Annotated in this window: 17 protein-coding genes; 8 read left to right on the top strand and 9 right to left on the bottom strand. The window is 47.9% G+C overall.

Translation table 11 applies throughout. The features are described 5' to 3' along the window. Positions 1-66 precede the first annotated feature (66 nt). Positions 67-2,214: a protein-disulfide reductase DsbD family protein gene (locus DVO77_RS02180; RefSeq protein WP_119977111.1), complete on the bottom strand. Its 2,148-nt coding sequence runs from the start codon at positions 2,212-2,214 to the stop codon at positions 67-69. A gap of 357 nt (positions 2,215-2,571) precedes the next feature. Then, positions 2,572-2,955 carry a hypothetical protein gene (locus DVO77_RS02175; RefSeq protein ID WP_119977110.1) on the bottom strand — a complete coding sequence of 128 codons (384 nt, stop codon included), beginning with the start codon at positions 2,953-2,955 and terminating at the stop codon, positions 2,572-2,574. Between the two features lie 561 nt (positions 2,956-3,516). Here DVO77_RS02175 and DVO77_RS02170 point away from each other — a divergent pair. Next, positions 3,517-5,043: a leucyl aminopeptidase gene (locus tag DVO77_RS02170; RefSeq protein ID WP_119977109.1), complete on the top strand. Its 1,527-nt coding sequence runs from the start codon at positions 3,517-3,519 to the stop codon at positions 5,041-5,043. A 132-nt stretch (positions 5,044-5,175) separates the two neighbouring features. On the opposite strand, the gene DVO77_RS02165 is transcribed toward DVO77_RS02170, so the two are convergent. From DVO77_RS02165 to lptM, 6 genes are read right to left on the bottom strand one after another with little or no spacing between them, the layout of a single operon-like run. Then, positions 5,176-5,895, bottom strand: a complete 720-nt coding sequence (locus DVO77_RS02165; RefSeq protein WP_119977108.1) for an HAD-IA family hydrolase — start codon at positions 5,893-5,895, stop codon at positions 5,176-5,178. Next, on the bottom strand, positions 5,888-6,784 hold the full coding sequence (gene xerC / locus DVO77_RS02160) for a tyrosine recombinase XerC (protein WP_119977107.1): 897 nt from the start codon (positions 6,782-6,784) through the stop codon (positions 5,888-5,890). Before xerC ends, DVO77_RS02165 begins: the two co-directional genes overlap by 8 nt. Positions 6,785-6,788: 4 nt before the next feature. Continuing rightward, entirely contained in the window at positions 6,789-7,427 is a 639-nt protein-coding gene (locus DVO77_RS02155; protein WP_162924126.1) for a DUF484 family protein, read from the bottom strand. A 2-nt stretch (positions 7,428-7,429) separates the two neighbouring features. Further along, on the bottom strand, positions 7,430-8,263 hold the full coding sequence (gene dapF / locus DVO77_RS02150) for a diaminopimelate epimerase (RefSeq protein ID WP_110455631.1): 834 nt from the start codon (positions 8,261-8,263) through the stop codon (positions 7,430-7,432). 44 nt (positions 8,264-8,307) lie between these two features. Further along, the gene (lysA, locus tag DVO77_RS02145) at positions 8,308-9,552 is read right to left on the bottom strand and encodes a diaminopimelate decarboxylase (protein ID WP_119977106.1); all 1,245 of its coding nucleotides are present in this window, start codon (positions 9,550-9,552) and stop codon (positions 8,308-8,310) included. A gap of 2 nt (positions 9,553-9,554) precedes the next feature. Next, on the bottom strand, positions 9,555-9,725 hold the full coding sequence (lptM, locus tag DVO77_RS18970; RefSeq protein WP_162924125.1) for an LPS translocon maturation chaperone LptM: 171 nt from the start codon (positions 9,723-9,725) through the stop codon (positions 9,555-9,557). A gap of 196 nt (positions 9,726-9,921) precedes the next feature. Here lptM and DVO77_RS02140 point away from each other — a divergent pair, with 196 nt between their 5' ends. Further along, entirely contained in the window at positions 9,922-10,086 is a 165-nt protein-coding gene (locus tag DVO77_RS02140) for a hypothetical protein (RefSeq protein WP_162924124.1), read from the top strand. 87 nt (positions 10,087-10,173) lie between these two features. Next, positions 10,174-10,506: an iron donor protein CyaY gene (gene cyaY / locus DVO77_RS02135; protein ID WP_110455628.1), complete on the top strand. Its 333-nt coding sequence runs from the start codon at positions 10,174-10,176 to the stop codon at positions 10,504-10,506. Positions 10,507-10,544: 38 nt separating this feature from the next. Here cyaY and DVO77_RS02130 read toward each other — a convergent pair whose 3' ends face one another. Continuing rightward, entirely contained in the window at positions 10,545-12,965 is a 2,421-nt protein-coding gene (locus DVO77_RS02130) for a class I adenylate cyclase (protein WP_119977104.1), read from the bottom strand. 211 nt (positions 12,966-13,176) lie between these two features. On the opposite strand from DVO77_RS02130, the gene hemC reads away from it, so the two are divergent. The 5 genes from hemC to DVO77_RS02105 all read left to right on the top strand — a co-directional run. Further along, positions 13,177-14,106, top strand: a complete 930-nt coding sequence (hemC, locus tag DVO77_RS02125) for a hydroxymethylbilane synthase (protein WP_110455626.1) — start codon at positions 13,177-13,179, stop codon at positions 14,104-14,106. Positions 14,107-14,111: 5 nt separating this feature from the next. Then, positions 14,112-14,843: a uroporphyrinogen-III synthase gene (locus tag DVO77_RS02120; protein ID WP_119977103.1), complete on the top strand. Its 732-nt coding sequence runs from the start codon at positions 14,112-14,114 to the stop codon at positions 14,841-14,843. Between the two features lie 49 nt (positions 14,844-14,892). Beyond that, positions 14,893-16,032, top strand: coding sequence for a uroporphyrinogen-III C-methyltransferase (locus DVO77_RS02115; protein WP_110455624.1), 1,140 nt, complete (start codon positions 14,893-14,895; stop codon positions 16,030-16,032). Next, entirely contained in the window at positions 16,029-17,195 is a 1,167-nt protein-coding gene (locus DVO77_RS02110; protein ID WP_119977102.1) for a heme biosynthesis HemY N-terminal domain-containing protein, read from the top strand. Before DVO77_RS02115 ends, DVO77_RS02110 begins: the two co-directional genes overlap by 4 nt. 291 nt (positions 17,196-17,486) lie before the next feature. Continuing rightward, the coding region (locus tag DVO77_RS02105) for a retention module-containing protein (RefSeq protein ID WP_119977101.1) at positions 17,487-20,099 on the top strand (2,613 nt) is incomplete at its 3' end.

Raw genomic sequence — 20,099 nt, 5'->3', positions numbered from 1 at the left:
CCTCCTGAGCGTAATGAGCCTTGAATGTCACTCGGTTATTACCGAACCAATGGCTGAGTGATAGCCCTAATCGGCCCCAGCAATGGACGAGCTTTCGGTGACAACCTTGGGCCGAGTCTCTGTCGTAGTGTTGGGAAATACCGATGCCTTATCGATTGCCGCGATCACTAAGTCACTCGTTAGAATCTCTGGTAATTCAATCCCTTGTGGAGCACCTGGACCATATACCATGTTAAATGGCACCCCAAACCGATTATGACGCTGAAGATAACGGGTTATTGGCGCTGACGCCTCCGTCCAATCGCCTTTCATCGGTAGCATATGCGGCTGTTGCAACTTGCTGTAGACAGGGTCTTGTAAGATCACGCCAATCTTATTGGCCTTGCAGGTGATGCACCAATCTGCCGTCACATCGACAAATACTGTCTTGCCTTGAGCGACCTGTTGGTCGATCACCTGTTGATCCAACGGTGTCCATGCTAAATCTGCTGGCAAAGGCTTAGCCCACTGGTTAACGGTCATAAAGGCCAGTAGCGCCGACAACATGATGCCGACACCGAAACAGCTAACAATGGCAATTGCGCCATATTTTTTAGCCATAAACAGCATAAATGTCAGTGTGATAAGACCAGCTAGCGGCCATAGATATAAGGCATCGATAAAGTTAGCTAATAGGCTAATCAGCCATAAACTGGTCAGCAGTAGCATGCCTGAGAACAGAATTTTTACCGTATTCATCCAGCGACCGGGTTTTGGGAGGTAGGTTGCCACTTGCGGCAACGCCGCCACGATCAACCAAGGCAATGCCATGCCCACTGCCAATGCAGTAAAGATGACCAACAAACTCAGCACATCGGCGCCTAAGGCAAAGGCCACTGCGGTTCCTAAGAAAGGCGCACTGCACGGGGTTGCAAGTAAAGTGGCAAACATGCCCTGTAAAAAGTGGCCTCGATTATCATTGCCGCCGGTTGTCGCCAACTTGGTTTGTACACTCGCAGGTAAGGCGATCTCAAATACACCTAACATATTGAACGCAAAGACCGTAGTTACCAACGCCATGAAGCCGATAAACCAAGGGTTTTGGAACTGCACCCCCCAACCAATGGCTTGGCCCGTGTACTTAAGCATTAAGATAAAACCTGCCAATAACCAGAAAGAGACTAAAATGCCCAGCGCTGAGGCGATAAACTGTTGTCGAATTTGTTTGCGTTTCAGTTCAGGTGCCGCAATCACAGAGCTCAACTTCATCCCCAATACAGGCAACACGCAGGGCATGACGTTTAAGATCAATCCCCCGATAAGCGCCAGTAGGATCATGCTAAACAATGAGCGTCCCTCCTGCATTACGACTGCAGGGGTGACCTTGGCAGCATATTCCAGCGCACGCTCACTATCGACAACCGTGACATTAAGCGATTGCCCCAACAGTATTGGCTCACCAAGCCAGCTCGTGCCATTGAACAGCGCAACCAGTTGCTCACCGCCAGCATCACTCTCTGCACGCTTAAGGCTTACCAGCTTAAATGTGGTATCTGGCTCGCCATCGATAATCACCATCGGCTGTTGCCAGTGAACATCGTTCAGTCGTACCTCGAGTAAGCCTTTGGCTGCATCCCATCCCAACGTCATGGCTGCAGGCTGCCCCGCTGGTGTGCTCACTTTTTGCGGCACCAGTGACACGGCTTTGTTATAAGCAAGCATGGCATCCGTGTCTGCCTGTAAGGTATTAGCATTAAAATCTAGGCTAATGTGATAATCCGTCAGCACGCAGATGGTGGTACAAGTCGACAATGTCACTTTACCGCGCAGGGCCGTGGGCTCAGCAAGTTCTGCCAAGGTTAGGGTTAACGGAAACGTCGTATTGCCGCTATAGCCGAAAGTTTGCAGCCCCAATAACGAGAACTGCTCGGGCGCTGGCCATGCCCAATCCACCTGTTGTAAATTGCTCGAATTATCCCACTTGATAGAGGGCGCGATCCCTCCCTCTCCAGGGCTACGCCAGTAGGTTTTCCAATCGCCATCCAGCTGTACTTCTAACACGGCTGGTAGGGTGCGAGTGGCAGGATCCACCTCACCAGTCAGCATCAAACGTACCTTGGCTGGCGGATGATTATCATTAACTAACCATCCGGTTGACGCCGCTAGCAACGCTGGACTCGCTAACAATAAAACGAATATCCAGCAGGTCGTTAATAGGGATTTCAAACTGCTCATTTCGCCCCCTGATTGTGAATAAAATAATAATTATTCAATGACATATAGTTAATCTCTTCGGTCAACATAACGGCTAATCACTCTGATATTCTCGATTCAGCTCATTGAGGTGATACAGGAGTAATGCCTAGCATTAGGTCACTTCTATACACGGGCTTACGCTGCGTGCTATTTGCTACACGCCGATATGACTTAGCATTAAGCGACGCGATAGAAGATCGGTATCAAAAAGTCAGATAGGGAAAAGTGCTAACTAGGTGATGTTGTAATGACTTCCTTTCGCTTAATAAGGTAAAAGGGAGTGACAACTGGCACACTGACACACTGTAATCTATCAATATGATAAATAAGTTTTTTTCATTCTTGAAAGCGACAGAGCGTCAGGTGTATTCGCCGAGGTTTAGCATGGTAAACCTGAAGTAGAGGTAAACGCGTAAACACGCGAGAAGTAAGGGGAAAAAGAGGCAGTAAACACAATAGGATCAATAAGGGTACGAGATCATTGCTATCGACACCGAGACGCATCGATTTTTCCGACAACTCGCAAGGTTTTACCTGAGCGCTGCCAGACGCTACAGCCGATGACGAGCCATCGATATTGCCAAGAGTATGACTTGCTACAGGGTTAACACTTGTCACCGCTGTAGCCGAACTCGCTTGCACACTCATCTCTTTGAGCAGCAAGTTAAGCATTCCACTATTTTGGGTCAAACAGAACAGGGTTAAAATGGTAAAGACCATTACGCCCCATAAATTACCTGTTTGCTTAGTCGCTAACTTAAAAATAGCAATCTCTCTTGGCGTTAATAATGCACATACACCTTTCGTTGTATTTGATAGTGCAGCTAAAACGGGTTCGTTTCAATATAGTGATGAATAAGACCGACGAAGTGTAACAATAGTTCGTCAACATTCAAATTATTTTGCCACTGGCATAATTTACGCCGCAAATATGCTAATGCCCCAAGGTTGCGACGGGCAAGCCAACACACTTTACAATGCAATCACACTTTACGTAACACCAAATAACAAGTGCGGACACTTTACGCACTAAAAACTCAAATAAAAAACAGTGCATTAACGAGATAGTGATGCGTAACTTAAGTTTCGACTCATGTTTATTTTGTAAACTTACCCGCCATGTGGCAACTCATGATGAAAGTTATCCCTAATGTTAAATTACCGCGACACCTTTTCATTACATGCTACTGGCCATAATAAGAAAATTTTCAAGCTAAGCACACGCCAACTCAAGCTAAAAATACAACAACCTATCGGGCTCGATTGGCGCTAGAGGATATTATGTTAACTAAAAAAAACCTGATCACCACCGCACTAACCCTTGGTTTATGGGGCGCCACTGCACAAGCCGAAACGTTCAATTTTGTACAACAACCAGACACTCAAGATACCTTGGTGGTATTTCAAGCTGGTGAGCATGTCTCCAGTGATTTAACCCGACTAGATGAATTATCTCAACAACAGATTTCCAACGCGCTCAAACTCAAACAGTTCAACGGAGAGATGGGGCAAATCGTTGAACTGTTAATGCCGCAAGGACTTGATATTCAACGACTAGTCATTATGGGGATCGGTGATAGCAATAAAATGACCTCAGGTGAGGTAAACAAGCTAGGTGCCAATATTACGGCCTACTTTAGCCAAAACCAAAGCCAAGCGATATCGGTCCTCACCTCGGGGCTTAGCGATCGCAACAGCAATACCAGCTTCGCTGCAGAGCTGGCTCACGGGATTAACTTACGCGCCTATCAATTTGATAAATATCTAACAGAGAAGAAGCCAGCAGAAAAGCACTACCAGATTAGTGCCAGTAACAGCGAAGCCACTCAGGCCCGCTACCAACAACTTGCCGCCATTGAAAAAGGTGTTTTTTTAGCTCGAGATCTCACCTCTGAAGTCCCCAGCGCTATGACGCCGGTCGATTTTGCCAATGCAGCGAAAGAACTCAAAAAACTCGGCGTAAAAATAACTATCTTAACGCCAGAGCAAATTGAAAAACTTGGCATGGGTGCCCTACATGCGGTGGGTCGTGGCTCCAATGAGGGAGCACGTTTAGTTGTGGCTCATTGGCAAGGCAATGATAACGCGCCCATCGCCCTTGTCGGCAAAGGGATCACCTTTGACTCTGGTGGCTATAACATTAAAGCCGTCGGCGACTCTATCTCACGCATGAAGTCTGATATGGCGGGAGCTGCGACCGTATTAGGTACCATTAAGGCCTTAGCATTGCAGCAGGCTGACGTCAATGTGGTGGGCGTCATGGCCATGGCAGCCAATATGGTCTCTGCAACGGCTTTAGCTCCTGGCGATGTATTAATGACCGCCGAAGGCTTAAGCGTGGAAGTATTAAACACAGATGCTGAGGGCAGATTAGTCCTCGCCGATGGCATGTGGTACGCCCGTCACCATTATGAACCACAAGTCATGGTAGATATTGCCACCTTAACAGGCTCAAAAGTACGGGCTCTAGGTAAACGTTATACCGCCATTTTTAGCGATGATGATACCTTAGTCGATGAATTGACCTTCTCTGGTCATGCGGTAGATGAAAAACTCTGGCGACTACCATTGGCCTATGAAGATCTCTTAAAGAGCCCCATTGCCGATTTGAAAAACGCCGGTTATGGCGGCCCAGGTGCATCGACGGCGGCCGTATTTCTAAAACAGTTCAGCGGTGATACCAGTTGGGCTCACCTCGATATCGCAGGCAGTGCCTTGGCAGCCAAAGATGAAGGGATAACGCCTGAAGGCGGCACAGGTCACGGCGTGCGTCTATTAAGCCACTGGATCATGAATCGAGACAAATAACTCAGAACACACCAAGCACGCCCCATGGATATAAGGCGTGCTTTTTTTACCTAAATACCATAACAACCAACAAGACAATGGAATAGTGGAAACCATCACCTTCCACCCATAAACAACGAGTGAATACCAGAGCTAAGCCAGTTGCAGTAGATCGCTCAGGGCGGTTAAGTGCAAATGAGGTAACAGCCCAGAGCCTGCTACTTGAGGATCGCGACCAACAGCCGGGTTTAACCACGCCGCCTGACAACCCGCAAGGCGTGCGCCTTGCACATCGGCTGTATAGCTATCCCCCACATGCAGTAACAACCTAGAGGGTAAAGCTAAACGTGTGGCCGCTTGATAAAACATATCAGCATAAGGTTTCATACGAGTGCCATTACCCGGGTGCAGCACAAATTCAAACACCTCGCCAAGGCCAATTTGCTTGGCATCGACATTGCCATTGGTGATCCCTACCAGAGGATACCGCGCGGCTAATTGCTGTAAAATTGCTAACACCTCGGGTGCCACAGTGAAATCGGCGCGATGATAACGGAAATACTCTAAGCCCTCTCTCGCCCCTACAGCTGCGACTTGTCGATCGTAACCCAGCATGAGCAGACCTTGCTCTAAGGTGACGAGTCTGGCCGCCGTGGTGTCATGGGCTAATAAAGGTGACTCGAATAACAGCTGCTGTTTAAGCTGCTGCCAATCATGCGCTTGCCACTGCAGTGTCTTAGGGTATTGCTGGGCTAAAAAAGCCCATAATTGTTGCTCGGCGTGACGCATAATCGGGCGGTTATCATAGAGAGTGTCGTCTAAGTCAAAACTGATGGCATGGATGGCCCTTGGCCGTATTAACACACTAACCATTACCACCTCGCTTTTTGGCTCTTGGATGAGCCCCGTCGTACACCTTGGCAAGGTGTTGGAAATCGAGACTGGTATACACTTGGGTGGTCGATAAATTAGCATGACCAAGGAGTTCTTGCACCGCCCTTAAGTCGGCGCTCGACTCCAACATGTGGGTAGCAAAAGAGTGACGTAATTTATGCGGGTGAACGTGCATGCTCAACCCTTGCGCTTGCCCCCATTTATTGAGCCGCGCTTGAATACTGCGATGGGCCAAACGATTACCTTTGGCCGTCACAAACAAGGCATCATCAATACATGGCAAGGTGGCGCGTATCGTCAGCCATTGCTCAATCGCCGCCATCGCGATGCGGCCAACCGGTACAATACGCTCTTTACTGCCCTTACCCATCACCTTGACCTGATACTCACCGTATTGAATATCTATGGTGTTGAGTGCAGCCAGTTCGGCGAGTCGCAGGCCAGAGGAGTAAAACAGCTCCATCATCGCTTTATCTCGCAGCGACAAGGGATCGTCCCCCTCGATAGATAACAGATGAGTCACCGAATCTACGTCCATATTTTTTGGCAGCGGCTTACCTTGCTTAGGCGCACTTAGTAGGGCTGTTGGATCGAGATTGATGAGCGACTCTCGCTGTAAATACTGATAAAACTGTTTTAAGGCCGATAAACATAAGGCGATAGATCGTGGCCCCAACCCTTGGCGATGCAGCTTATTGAGCACACCTTGCAGATGCTCGCCATCCACCTGATGCCAGCCAAGCTCCTGAGGTAACAAAGTTTGCACCCGCTGTAACTCAAAACGGTAGTTACGCACGGTATGAGGAGAAAGCTGCCGCTCAGAAGTGAGGTAACTTTCAAACCGCGCCGTCCAGTCTGTTCCGCTCATGACATTACAGTTTTGGCAACAGGTGGTCGAGTAACTGCTTTAGTTGATCTAACAATAGGTTATCCATCTCAGGATGGAAATGTACCGGATCGGCGCTGGCAATAGCAAAGATCACTTGCCCACATTGCTCCGATAAACGTGACAAGGCTACCGAACCGACCTCGCTACCAAATAATCGTTTAGACTCTGTTTGGGTCAATCGTCCAAAATAGTAGCCTTGCTTCAATCTGTTACTCCAAATATGCGACAGTTCACTGTCGATATCGTGCACGGTAATTAAACGCACATGGGTAAATTGAAATTGCTGCTGTAACTCGGCGCAGAGCACCTGCCTAAGCTCACCTAAATCGGTAGCCTGTAACAATTTAAGCGAGAGCGCAGTATTAAACATGTAGATCTGCTCATTACGCGAGGCCATCGTCAGCAGAGAGGTGATCTCCTCTTCTAGCTGAGCCACTCGGGTGCGCAACATCTCTTGCCTGCGCTCCACCAAAGAGACGGCACCGCGTTGCGCGTGAGGAATACGCATTGCCAATAATAACTCTGGGTAGCGGCTAAAAAAATCCGGATTATCGAGTAGGTATTCGCGGATCAAGATCTCATCGAAAGGCAGCGGTGTTTTGTTATTCATCACATCATTCATAATTATATCTGTCCGTCATACACATGCTCTGCTGGGCCAGTCATCCACAGGGGAGCCCCCTCACCTTCCCAGTTGATAGTGAGCGTACCACCGGGTAGATCAACACGCACTCGCTTATCTAGCTTACCTTGCAGCTGACCTACCACCACAGCCGCACAAGCGCCACTACCACAAGCTAAGGTTTCGGCCGCACCGCGCTCATACACTCGTAGCTTGATATGGCCGCGATTGACCACCTGCATAAAGCCGACATTCACCCCCTTGGGGAAGCGTTCATGATGGGTTAGGAGCGCGCCTATACCTGCAACATCGGCACTGCTGATATCGTCAACATCAAGCACGCAATGGGGATTCCCCATAGACACAGCGCCACATAAAAAGGTGCGCATCTCATCGCCACGCTGGGTTTGCAGCAAGTAGGTCTTTTCCGCTTTTTTGGCACTAAAGGGGATCTGACTTGGATCTAAAATCGGCACGCCCATATTCACAGTAACATTACCGTCGTGCTCTAAACGTAAGGTGATTTTGCCCGATGCGGTGCTCACCTTAATTTTATGCTTATTGGTGAGGCCTTTATTACGCACAAAACGGGCAAAACAACGTGCACCGTTACCGCATTGTTCAACTTCACTGCCGTCGGCATTGAAGATGCGATAATGAAAGTCTAATTCAGGATCGTAAGGCGGCTCGACCAACAATAGTTGATCAAAGCCCACGCCAAAATTTCGATCCGCTAATCGCTTTATCTGCTCTGGCGAGAAATAGACATTCTGGGTGACACCATCGACCACCATAAAATCATTGCCTAAACCATGCATCTTGGAGAATTGGATCAAAAGTGTATTCCTTTAAATAGCTTATCTAGCTCATTAACCATAGTTTACGGCAGTAACTGCTCACCTTGCCACAATTGCGACACGGTTTCTCGCGCTCTGACCACATAATGTTTATCGCCGTCGACCATCACCTCTGCCGCTCGAGGGCGAGAGTTGTAGTTAGATGACATGGTAAAGCCATAGGCGCCCGATGAACGCACCGCCAGAAGATCCTTGGCTTGCAGATTGAGCATTCTGTCTTTACCCAAGAAATCCCCAGTTTCGCACACTGGGCCCACGACATCGTAATTACGCTCAACACCTGCACGCGGCACAACGGGAATAATTTTTTGCCACGCACTGTACAATGAAGGACGGATTAAGTCATTCATCGCCCCATCGACAAGCGCGAAATTTTTGTCACTATTTTCTTTTAAATAAAGTACTTGAGTAACAAAGATACCGGCATTAGCGGCAATTGCCCGACCCGGTTCGAAAATCAATTTAAGATCGCGACCCTCGAGTTTATCGAGTAACGCCGCGGCATAATCACTGGGCGCTGGTGGCTGCTCATCATCATAAGTCACTCCAAGGCCACCGCCCACATCAAGGTGAGCAATATTCACCCCTTGCTCGGCAAGGCGATCGATAAGCCCAAGCATTCTATCCATCGCATCGAGAAAAGGCTGGATCTCGGTCAGTTGCGAGCCGATATGACAATCGGCACCTTTGACCTCAAGCCCAGGTAATTGGTGAGCCCGAATAAAGATGCGCTCGGCCTCTTCCATGGCAATACCAAACTTGTTCTCTTTCAGACCCGTGGAAATATAAGGATGCGTGCCCGCATCAACATCTGGATTGACCCGCAATGAGACCGGGGCAACCTTGCCTAAACGCAGCGCCACTTCGTTAAGCAGCTCAAGTTCGGCGGCCGACTCTACATTAAAGCAATAGATACCTAACCCTAATGCCATCTCCATTTCTGCAACGGTTTTACCCACACCAGAAAACACCACCTTGCTAGGATCGCCCCCGGCTTCAATCACCCGTGCAAGCTCACCACCGGAGACAATATCGAAACCGCTACCAAGTCGCGCCAACACATTAAGCACCGCCAAATTAGAATTGGCCTTCACGGCATAACAAATAAGATGAGGATGATTAGCCACGGCGCTATCAAAAGCATGCCAATGACGCTCTAGGGTCGCACGTGAATAGATATAAAGCGGCGTGCCATAGGTGTGCGCTAAATCTACGACGGAGCACTGCTCGGCATGAAGCGTACCCTCTTGATACAGAAAATAATCCATGGTTACTCCTTTACTGCAGATGTTGTCGCGGGCACTTCAGACTTGGGCGTAGTTTGCTCCGTCTGGTTATCTTGCGCCTCAGGGGTCTTGTATAGGGGGCCTTTTTGACCACAGGCCACCATAAATACACTGCCTAACAGCAGTAACGACATCAACTTCATCTTGTTCAACATCAGACATTCCGGGATTTAGAGGGATGGTAAACGACACAGTAACAGCGCCGCAGTTTGCGATTTAGCACGCTTGTATCGCCCTATACTACATGGCTAATCGGCCTAAGCCAGCTATTTAATTTACCCATTGGCATGGGGACTTATTGACCCAAATTACCAGTTCACGCATAAACTGGCGCAACAAGTGAAAACACTCATGTTTTCAACCAGAAAATCTGCCTTTGAATCAAGCTCGTTATCGGGTAAAAAAGCCCAACCACAGGCGTTAGATACATTGCTTGAGATGTTTGCAGAGATAGGTATAAAACGTCAAGCAGATATCCGTCTCTTGGCCGCTATTGTGGGTATTTTTATTGCCTAACTGCCCTGAGCATAAAAATCGATGGAGCCCAATGGATTGCATTGCTACTATATTGGCTCTGAAAATCATTTCATTGAAGGATGCCCCATGGCAATGACTGACTCCGAGTACCACAAACTCGCCGACGAGATGTTTAGCGCACTAGAAGATGCCATAGAATATGCAATCGATGAACAAGATGCCGATATCGATGTCGACGCATCTGGCAACGTATTACAACTGGAATTTCAGGACCACTCTAAGATAGTGATCAACAAACAAGAGCCACTGCATCAAATTTGGGTGGCAACCCAGTTTGGCGGATACCACTTCTCTTTTGTCGATGGTAAGTGGATTGATGAACGCAGCGACGCAGGTGAGTTTATGCCGTTTGTCGTTGAGTCTATTCGTCGCCAAGGTGATGTAACTCTTAAGCTGTAAGCATTAGAACACGATGGCGGTGCGGCGTCCCTGCACCGCTAAAATTCTGTCGAGGACTCATCGATACTGACACCAAACGGTAATGCCCGCAATTCACCATCGATGCGCACCAAGCTAAAAAACTGTGGCAAATTAAAACGTTGGTTGTCATTGTACGATTTATTAAACGCATGGTGATGGCTCACCTGACTGGCCAGTTCATCAATGTTTGTCCCTTGCTGAGTGTAATGATTGAGCTCATTTTGCTCATCGAGCACATACACATCAATTCCCTCTTCATGTTGGCGTAAAAAATACTGAATCGCGCCTAACGCCGCAAACTCCTGGATCACTTGAGGGATTTTACTAAAAGGCTCATTGCCTAAATCTGGTCGAGGCAACTCTAACATCCGCTGTTTAGCCAAGCGCTGATAAAAGGCGGTGGCATGACTCAGGTCTTTATAGTTCATCCCTTTGGAGTTAAAAAATAAACCATATTTGATCCCACCAACCTCTAGTGGATAAACCATGGTCGATGAACTTTGTGCTTGTTTACTTAACCGATTAGCACGCTGCAGCAATAATCGTATTGCCTTCTCAAATTGTGACGCTAGGCGGCTAGAGCAACTCACCACATCGATCTGAACCTCATTAGGCGCCCTTTGTACCCCCGGATTGGTATAAGCCAACGCCTCTAAAATAGCTTCATTGCCATCAAAATGATGACAATGCCACTCGCCCCAACTGTTTTGGCAGATAACATCTAATGATTGCAGCATATTAGTGTGCTGTCGCCCCAACGAAAAGATATTGGCATTCATGTAATCGACCATGATCTCCTGGCCGCGCCAACTCACGGTGGGGTCGCTATTGAAATTGATTAAAAAAATCAATTTACGAAAGTACCAAGGTTGGCAAAGATCGAGTTTTGAGGCCCGCCACCCTGTCTCTTTCAAAATGGCTGGCAAGCGCCGAGCCGCTTTGGTTAACTGCTTGGTTTGATGGTGGTTTCCATTAAACTCATACCAATGAGTTGTGCTAGTTGAGGCACCATTTAAACTTGCCCACGCCAATAGCTTCGCTTTGCTCGGTGAGTGGTATACGGCGCGATTCGCCATAAAGTTTCGCGACTCTGGCGTGCAACGATACAAGTGGTAGTCTTGCGTTTGTTGGCTATAGACTACGGTTAAATCGGTTTCTGCAATCGACTCACTCCACAACCAGTTCAGCCGCGTGATCTGGGTGACATCTTCACTAAAATAGGTGTGTAACTTACGCGTTAATAAACCAAGATCGGATATTTTGAGGCTTTCACTCAGCTTGTTCACCGAGGCGAAGTGCAATAAGGTTTGGTAACTTCCCAGCATCAATTCATTTAGTTGCTCGTTAAACCATTGCAGCTGTCCACAATGCCAGTGAGCACACTCATCTAAAGTTCTGAGCAGGTTAGTTGACCAGCCCCAACGCTCAACTAAATGCTGCAACTTATGATAACGCCAATCTTTGGGATGATCGGCAACGGTCAACCTAATACCACACTTGAGGTAAAAACAACGTCTAACAATTTCCAGACGACGTTGATCATTTTTACTCTCTAAATAATGCTCTATCGATTGATACAACAGAAAATAGGCGTCATTAAAAGCCGAAAAATCCCCCGCCAAGGTGCGCTGCCATACTTGGGCGCTCACTAACTGGCTCTCGGGGTAATCACTGGCGTAGGCTTCTAACAACATCACCTTGAGCAGCGCCTTATGGGGCTTATCTAAGCCTTTATATAGCTGCCATAGCGAAGCTCCAAAATATTCACTCGCGGGTAAGTTGCTTACATCGCCTAAAAAAAGGTGTGTCTTGGGGGTCGATGATTGCGGCCACCAAGCAATGGGTTTACCAGCCAAGCAGATATGGCTGCGGTAAAATTCTTCGAGTAACAACCAATGCTGCGAACTTCCGCTGTGTTCACAGCCGATTGTCGATGCAATGGCATCATCTTGGCTCACTGAGAGCAGAAACTGCTTTGGGTGCACCAAATAGATATTGACCTCAAAATCATACTGGGCAAACCAAGCGGTCAATAGGGTTGCTTTATGCTGTAAGGATAAACACTGCTCATGAGAAAGATTAGGGTCATATACCACCCACACATCGATATCACTTTTAGGGTTTTGACCAAATGTAGCTGTGCTCCCCATGGAATACACCCCATAGATTGCCCTCGACTCATCTGACGTGTTATCTGGTGGAGTTATCGCAAAAATGCTACATGCCTCTAACACTTTTTCATCGGGTGTGTAGTACTCAATACCAAACGGCGTCACCAGACCATTATAACCGGGGCTGTCACTGCGGTGGCTATGAAAAAACAAAGGAATCAAATAGAAAAGGTGTCGCTGCAAGGGAGTGAGTATCGCCAAAGCTCGTGCAAAACGAACTCGGTTTAAGCGTTCAGCCGTTTCGATATCATGCGCTTGGTTACTCAATGTTTGGCGACCCTGTTACAAATTAATTCCACTTATGCATGCTAACAGTTAATACAAAAACAGCAAGCATATGTGAGCTTGATCACACTTAATGGGTAAGCTTGACTCAGCTGAGAGGGGCACACTTCAAAGAATCAGCAGTCGATTCTTACATAAGTTTGAAACCAATGTTAGCATTAGCGCAATTATGGCCTCTGATGGAATATCGAGCATGTCTGAAAACGTCATTCGTATCGCGACACGTAAAAGCCCACTTGCAATGTGGCAAGCTGAATTTGTAAAAGCCGAATTAGAAAAAGCGCATCCAACGTTGGTAGTAGAGTTACAGCCAATGAGCACCAAAGGTGATGTCATGCTAGACACACCATTGGCAAAGGTGGGCGGTAAAGGGCTGTTTGTAAAAGAACTTGAAGTGGCTATGCTCGAAGGCTTAGCCGACATTGCCGTGCATTCAATGAAAGACGTTCCGGTTGATTTTCCTGAAGGGTTAGGACTGGAAGTGATCTGTGAGCGCGAAGATCCCCGTGATGCTTTTGTATCAAATACCTATAAAACCATTGATGAACTTCCACACGGCGCTGTGGTAGGTACCTCAAGCTTACGTCGTCAATGCCAGATCCGTGCTGCGCGCCCAGATCTTGAGATTCGCGATCTGCGTGGTAACGTCGGCACTCGTCTTGCCAAATTAGATGCTGGTACTTACGATGCCATTATCCTTGCAGCAGCCGGACTCATTCGTCTCAAACTGGAAGATCGCATTGCCAGCTTTATCTCGGCTGAAGATTCACTACCGGCCAATGGCCAAGGTGCAGTAGGCATCGAATGCCGTACTAATGATGAGCGCGTTAAAGCCTTATTAGCGCCACTTGAGCACACTGAAACACGCCACCGCGTAATAGCCGAACGCGCTATGAACACCCGTTTAGAAGGTGGTTGTCAGGTGCCGATTGGCGCCTTTGCCGAAATATCGGGCGACACCCTCACCCTTCGCGGTTTAGTAGGTAACCCTGATGGTAGCCAAATTATCGAAGGGACGACGGTCGGCTCAAGACACGATGCCGAGGCCTTGGGTATTGCACTAGCAGAAGACTTACTTGCTAAAGGTGCTAAAACCATCTTAGATGCTGTTTACGCTAAGTAATCAACATGAAAGTACTGCTGACGCGCCCTGAAGGGCGCAATCAGTCAATGATAGAGGCACTGAGTCAACGACAGGTGCCTTTTGTCGTTACCCCCTTACTCGAAGTCATCGCAACTGATGATATCTACAATGAAGCTGACATTGCCGCTTTTCATCACGCCGATATCGTCATCTTCATCAGCACCAATGCGGTGACATATGCCGCTCGTGCGCTCAATAATCACTTCCCCGATAACATCGACTATTATGCCGTCGGCCAAGCCACCTTACTGTCACTACAGGCCTTGGGAGTTAATGCCATTGAGGCGCCAACAGACTGCCAACAGACAGAGGGACTTTTAACACTGCCCTCACTGCAAGCCTTAGATGGCCAAAACATTACCATAGTCCGTGGTGTTGGTGGTCGCGAAGCCTTGGCAGAGCAATTAGCCCAAAGGGGTGCTATTGTCAGTTATTGGCAGGTTTACCAACGTGAATGTCCGCCGCTTAACCACAGGGTTGCTTACGATTGGCAACAGCAAAATATCGACACTATTGTCATTACCAGCGGACAAATTCTCAGCCATCTAATGCAACTTGTGCCCAAAGAACTGTTTGCTTGGTTACACGCATGTCATATTATAGTGCCGAGTTCTCGGGTTTATGAGCAAGCCATAAATGCCGGGTTTACACACGTTACTAATGCTAGAGCAGCCAACAGCGATGCAGTACTAATAGCTTTAGGTTTAACAGCTTAAACCTTTTAGCCGCCTGCTATACTGGCTTTCGTCTTCAAGGATCTGTTGAATGGACAATAAAACGCAACAAAGCAACACCGTCGCCACACCTGAACCCGATGACAGCACAGAGGCGACATTTGCTGAGACGACGCCAACGTCACCATCGACAGAACCAACGAGTGAACCTAACGCGTCGCCTGGGGTTTCTTGGGGATTTTTATTTAACCTGATATTTATCTTATTACTACTGTTCGCCACCTTAGCGGGCGGCTTCTACCTATATCAAGAATTAACTATTCAAAAGCAAAAGGCGCTCGATTTGTCGGCTCAGATCCAGCAACGCCTCAATGATCCCGTCGCTCGCCTCACTCATTTAGAGCAGCAACAACGAGTGATAGAGCGTGAGGTGACCAATAAGCTTGACCGCATAACTCACTCGCAACAGCTTCTGCAGGAGCAAGTGAATAAACTCGCTCAACAAAACCCTAACCATTGGATGGCAGAAGAAGCCAAGTATTTAGTTAGAATGGCAGGGAGTAAACTCTGGCTCGAAAAAGATCCTCAAACCGCGTTGAGCTTACTCGAAGCCGCTGATGACCGCATTAAAACCATGAAAGATCCCTCGCTCACCCCGCTGCGCAAAGCATTAGCGCAAGATATGAGCAATGTGGCCGCCATTAAAACCACCGACATTGCCGGCACAGTGCTGACCTTAGACAGCATGATAGACAAGCTACCAAAATTAAAGTTAAATCGCACCCAATCAATATTAAGCAGTAAAGACGACTCATCGGCAATGACAGAGTCACTGGATGATTGGCAAGACAATCTGGCAAAATCATGGCAGGCGCTCATCGAAGAGTTTGTGGTGATACGTAAACGCACCACAGATCAGGCTCCCTTATTAGCGCCCGATCAGCAGTGGTATTTAGTCGAAAATATTCGCAACAAATTACTACAAGCCCAGCTTGCGTTATTACGTCAAGATCAGGTCAACTATCGTCAATCTATCCGCTTGGCTAGAAAGTGGATTTTTCAATATTTTGATTTAGCCGATAGCAAAACCGAGCAAACCTTAGCCGCTTTAGATGCCTTGGTCACTTTAGAGGTTCAAGCACCGACCATTAGCCAGTTTGCATCAACCCCGCTGCTACAACAACTTGTGACTCGAGGGAGCTTGATAAGCGAGCAGGAGAGTCCATTATGATTAAGGCGCTTGTCTACCTTGTTATCATCTTAATTGGGTTAGTCATCAGCCCTTATTTATCAGGTATTAATGGCTACCTGTATATGGCCATTGGCGACTATGAACTTGAGACCAGCCTGCTCTTTGCCCTGTTTATGGCCATTTTGTTTTATGCCACCTTGGTATTGATTGAATGGGCAGTGGTGTGGACCCTAAATATCATATTGAGCAGTCGTTTTTTACCCGAAAAATGGCGCAAAAAAGCAGCTAGAAAACATACTCTTAAGGGCGCATTGGCCCTTGCCGAAGAGGATTGGAGTGCTGCAGAGCAGGCCATGGCTAAAGGTGCTAGCAAGGGTGAAATCCCTGCACTGAACCTATTGGCAGCAGCCAGAGCGGCGCATCATCAACACAATATTGAGGCTCGCGATCACTATTTACTCGAGGCCGAAAAAGATCTTCAGGCCAGTAAAGCCGTGCAAACGACACGAGTACGTTATCTAATGCAGCAAGGCGAACTTGAACAAGCCAGAACCGTTTTAGATAAGCTCAATCCGACCAGTAAAAGTAAAGCCCCGCTGCTCCGCTTGGCATTAGAGCTATATCAAGCTCAACAAGATTGGCAAGCACTCAAATTGTTACTTCCTATCATTAATAAGCGCGGCATACTTAGTGCAGAGGAGTTTCAGACACTCAATAGCAAAACCAACAAGGCATTATTACAAGCTGCAGCAGAGCAAAATGAGCAGGAGCTTGAAAAAGCTTGGCACTGGCTAAGCCGCACCGAGCGCAAGCAACCTCGCTTTATCGCCCAATATGCCGTTGGGTTGGCCCGCTATGAGCGAAAAGAGGAGGCATTAAAATTGTTATTTAAGCAATTGAAGCACAGCGCTGATCAGGATATTTTTGCCGCATTGACAGCCATTGTGACGCCTGCCGATCTCGATGCAAGGAAGCAGCTATTTGATCTGCAAAGTAAATATGCTGAAAATCCAGATTATCAAGCCTGTATTGCCACCCTTTACGATCAAAGCAAAGAGTTTACTGAATCGCTCAAATGGTGGCGAAAAGTCTGTTTTCAAGCGCCAACTAAAAGCCGCTGGTTGGCTCTCGCGACGGCTCAGGAACATATTGGTGAACTACACGCCGCGTTACAAAGTTATCGTAATGCCTTCAGTGACTGAAGATTGATTATATTTTTTTAAACTAAAAAACCACCTTTAAAGGTGGTTTTTTACTTAAAGAACTACATCAAAAGTTTAACAATTAAAGTAATCCTCATTAAAACAATTGATTACTTTTTTTGGCGACTAACGTCAAATTTGGTCGTCTATTGCCTCCCGTTCCCATCAGTTGACAGTAATTCAAAGCTCACCACACTTAAGTAAGTAGAAGCTAGCTCAGAAACACGCATAACTAGAGCAATACCTCTGTATTAGCTCAACATTTTATGCCTAGTAAAGCGAGAAATTATTATGGGTACATCAATCACGACACAAGACGCTGTAGTCACTAATCTTGTCGGTCAACTTACCGTAAAGGATGAGCAGGGAAATATCAGAGTAATTAACGTTGGCGATACCATCAAAGCGGGTGAGCAGCTGATTTTTTCTGACACTGCGACATTTGACTTAATCTATGACGATGGTACCTCAAAAAATCAAGCTCAAATAGCCCAGCCGCCTGTAGAGCAGCCAACCGACAACGATGGCGAAGTAGATAATGCCAATCAAGTTGCTGATACGCCCGTGGCTATCGACCCAGAAATCGCTGCGCTTCAAGCACAAATACTCGCAGGTGAAGATCCTACCGAAGGATTACCTGAAACCGCTGCTGGTGATGAGACACTAGGCAATGAGGGGTCTAATTTTGTCTCGCTCACACGTAATGGGGACGAAACGCTCGCCAACGCAGGATGGGATACGGCCGGGTTCACTCTAGCTGCCGCAACCACAGACGAAGCTTTAGCGATCCCAGATATCGTACTTGCTGCGCCTACCGTTTCTTCAGCAACTTTCTCCATTTTTGAAGCTAATATGCCTGAAGGGAGCGACCCGTCGGCGCTACTCAATAGACTAGCATCCAATATTAAAGCTAACGCTGAAGCGGGAATTGATACCCTAAAAATCAACGGCATTACTATTATTGATGACGGCCAATTTGTCGGCCCGTTAGTCATTAATACCGCCAGTGGTGTACTGACGATCACAAGCTTTAACAGCGCCACGGGCCAATTTGACTATGACTACAACCTTAATTCTAGTGTCGACCATAACGTCAGCGATCAGACCCAATTACTCTTTAATATTGAATTAGTCGACGGGGCAGGCAATGTTGCCAACGGCATCATTACGATAAACATTATCGACGATCAACCCAGTAGTCTTGCTGATATCAATAGCGTCACAGAAGATCAAGGCGGGCAAGTCCTAGGTAATCTACTTTCAAATGATACATTAGGCGCCGATTCGGCCGAAGTCACCGCGATCACCAACAGCCAAGGCGAGACGATAGCGATAACTGGAGCCACCTCTATCCAAGGGGCATTTGGTGTACTAATCGTATTTGCCGACGGTAGCTACACCTACCAATTAGATAATTCATTAGTGGCGATTCAGTCATTAGCAGCAGGTGAGCAACTCACCGATATCTTTACTTATCAGCTGACTGATGGGGATGGTGATATCGCGAACTCACCACTAACTATCACTATTACAGGTACTAATGACGCCCCTGAAACCGATGTGCTACAAACCGCTGGCGATGAGGACACCTTGATCACGGTGCCGGCCTTAAGCGGTAGTGACCTTGATGGTCAGGTGGTGAGCTTTGTGATTGACAGCCTGCCTGCCAACGGCACCTTGATGCTCAATGGCGGGGCCGTGAGTATTGGCATGACGGTGCCCATCGCCGATGCCGCTAACCTCACCTTTATGCCCGATGAGAACTGGAACGGCCAGACCACCTTTGACTATCATTCAGTCGATAATGATGGCTTGGCCGATACCACGCCAGCCACTGTCACCATTACCGTTGATGCCGTTAACGATGCGCCTGAGACCGATAACTTAGCCACCTCAGGTAACGAGGACACCTTAATTACGGTGCCAGCCTTAAGCGGTAGTGACCTTGATGGTCAGGTGGTGAGCTTTGTGATTGACAGCCTGCCTGCCAACGGCACCTTGATGCTCAATGGCAGGGCCGTGAGTATTGGCATGACGGTGCCCATCGCCGATGCCGCCAACCTCACCTTTATGCCCGATGAGAACTGGAACGGCCAGACCACCTTTGACTATCACTCAGTCGATAATGATGGCTTGGCCGATACCACGCCAGCCACTGTCACCATTACCGTTGATGCCGTTAACGATGCGCCTGAGACCGATAACTTAGCCACTTCAGGTAACGAGGACACCTTGATCACTGTGCCGGCCTTAAGCGGTAGTGACCTTGATGGTCAGGTGGTGAGCTTTGTGATTGACAGCCTGCCTGCCAACGGCACCTTGATGCTCAATGGCGAGGCCGTGAGTATTGGCATGACGGTGCCCATCGCCGATGCCGCTAACCTCACCTTTATGCCCGATGAGAACTGGAACGGCCAGACCACCTTTGACTATTATTCGGTCGATAATGATGGCTTGGCCGATACCACGCCGGCCACTGTCACTATCACCATTGATGCCGTCAACGATGCGCCTGAGACCGACGATTTAGCCACTTCAGGTAACGAGGACACCTTAATTACGGTGCCGGCCTTAAGCGGTAGTGACCTTGATGGTCAGGTGGTGAGCTTTGTGATTGACAGCCTGCCTGCCAACGGCACCTTGATGCTCAATGGCGAGGCCGTGAGTATTGGCATGACGGTGCCCATTGCCGATGCCGCCAACCTCACCTTTATGCCCGATGAGAACTGGAACGGCCAGACCACCTTTGACTATCATTCAGTCGATAATGATGGCTTGGCCGATGCCACGCCGGCCACTGTCACTATCACCATTGATGCCGTCAACGATGCGCCTGAGACCGACGATTTAGCCACTTCAGGTAACGAGGACACCTTAATTACGGTGCCGGCCTTAAGCGGTAGT

The sequence above is a fragment of the Shewanella algidipiscicola genome, assembly GCF_003605125.1.
Classification (GTDB): domain Bacteria; phylum Pseudomonadota; class Gammaproteobacteria; order Enterobacterales; family Shewanellaceae; genus Shewanella; species Shewanella algidipiscicola.
The sequence above is the reverse complement of the archived record's forward strand: the minus strand, read 5'-3'. Positions and strand labels throughout refer to the sequence as shown.

What these genes read in the sequence shown, in the direction of transcription:
- DVO77_RS02140 (WP_162924124.1), top strand. Translation starts at nt 9,922, where the DNA reads ATGTTTTCAACCAGAAAATCTGCCTTTGAATCAAGCTCGTTATCGGGT.
- DVO77_RS02165 (WP_119977108.1), bottom strand. Translation starts at nt 5,895, where the DNA reads ATGGTTAGTGTGTTAATACGGCCAAGGGCCATCCATGCCATCAGTTTT.
- DVO77_RS02155 (WP_162924126.1), bottom strand. Translation starts at nt 7,427, where the DNA reads ATGAATGATGTGATGAATAACAAAACACCGCTGCCTTTCGATGAGATC.
- DVO77_RS02115 (WP_110455624.1), top strand. Translation starts at nt 14,893, where the DNA reads ATGGACAATAAAACGCAACAAAGCAACACCGTCGCCACACCTGAACCC.
- cyaY (WP_110455628.1), top strand. Translation starts at nt 10,174, where the DNA reads ATGGCAATGACTGACTCCGAGTACCACAAACTCGCCGACGAGATGTTT.
- hemC (WP_110455626.1), top strand. Translation starts at nt 13,177, where the DNA reads ATGTCTGAAAACGTCATTCGTATCGCGACACGTAAAAGCCCACTTGCA.
- DVO77_RS02180 (WP_119977111.1), bottom strand. Translation starts at nt 2,214, where the DNA reads ATGAGCAGTTTGAAATCCCTATTAACGACCTGCTGGATATTCGTTTTA.
- DVO77_RS02110 (WP_119977102.1), top strand. Translation starts at nt 16,029, where the DNA reads ATGATTAAGGCGCTTGTCTACCTTGTTATCATCTTAATTGGGTTAGTC.
- xerC (WP_119977107.1), bottom strand. Translation starts at nt 6,784, where the DNA reads ATGAGCGGAACAGACTGGACGGCGCGGTTTGAAAGTTACCTCACTTCT.
- lysA (WP_119977106.1), bottom strand. Translation starts at nt 9,552, where the DNA reads ATGGATTATTTTCTGTATCAAGAGGGTACGCTTCATGCCGAGCAGTGC.
- DVO77_RS02175 (WP_119977110.1), bottom strand. Translation starts at nt 2,955, where the DNA reads ATGGTCTTTACCATTTTAACCCTGTTCTGTTTGACCCAAAATAGTGGA.
- DVO77_RS02170 (WP_119977109.1), top strand. Translation starts at nt 3,517, where the DNA reads ATGTTAACTAAAAAAAACCTGATCACCACCGCACTAACCCTTGGTTTA.
- DVO77_RS02120 (WP_119977103.1), top strand. Translation starts at nt 14,112, where the DNA reads ATGAAAGTACTGCTGACGCGCCCTGAAGGGCGCAATCAGTCAATGATA.
- lptM (WP_162924125.1), bottom strand. Translation starts at nt 9,725, where the DNA reads ATGTTGAACAAGATGAAGTTGATGTCGTTACTGCTGTTAGGCAGTGTA.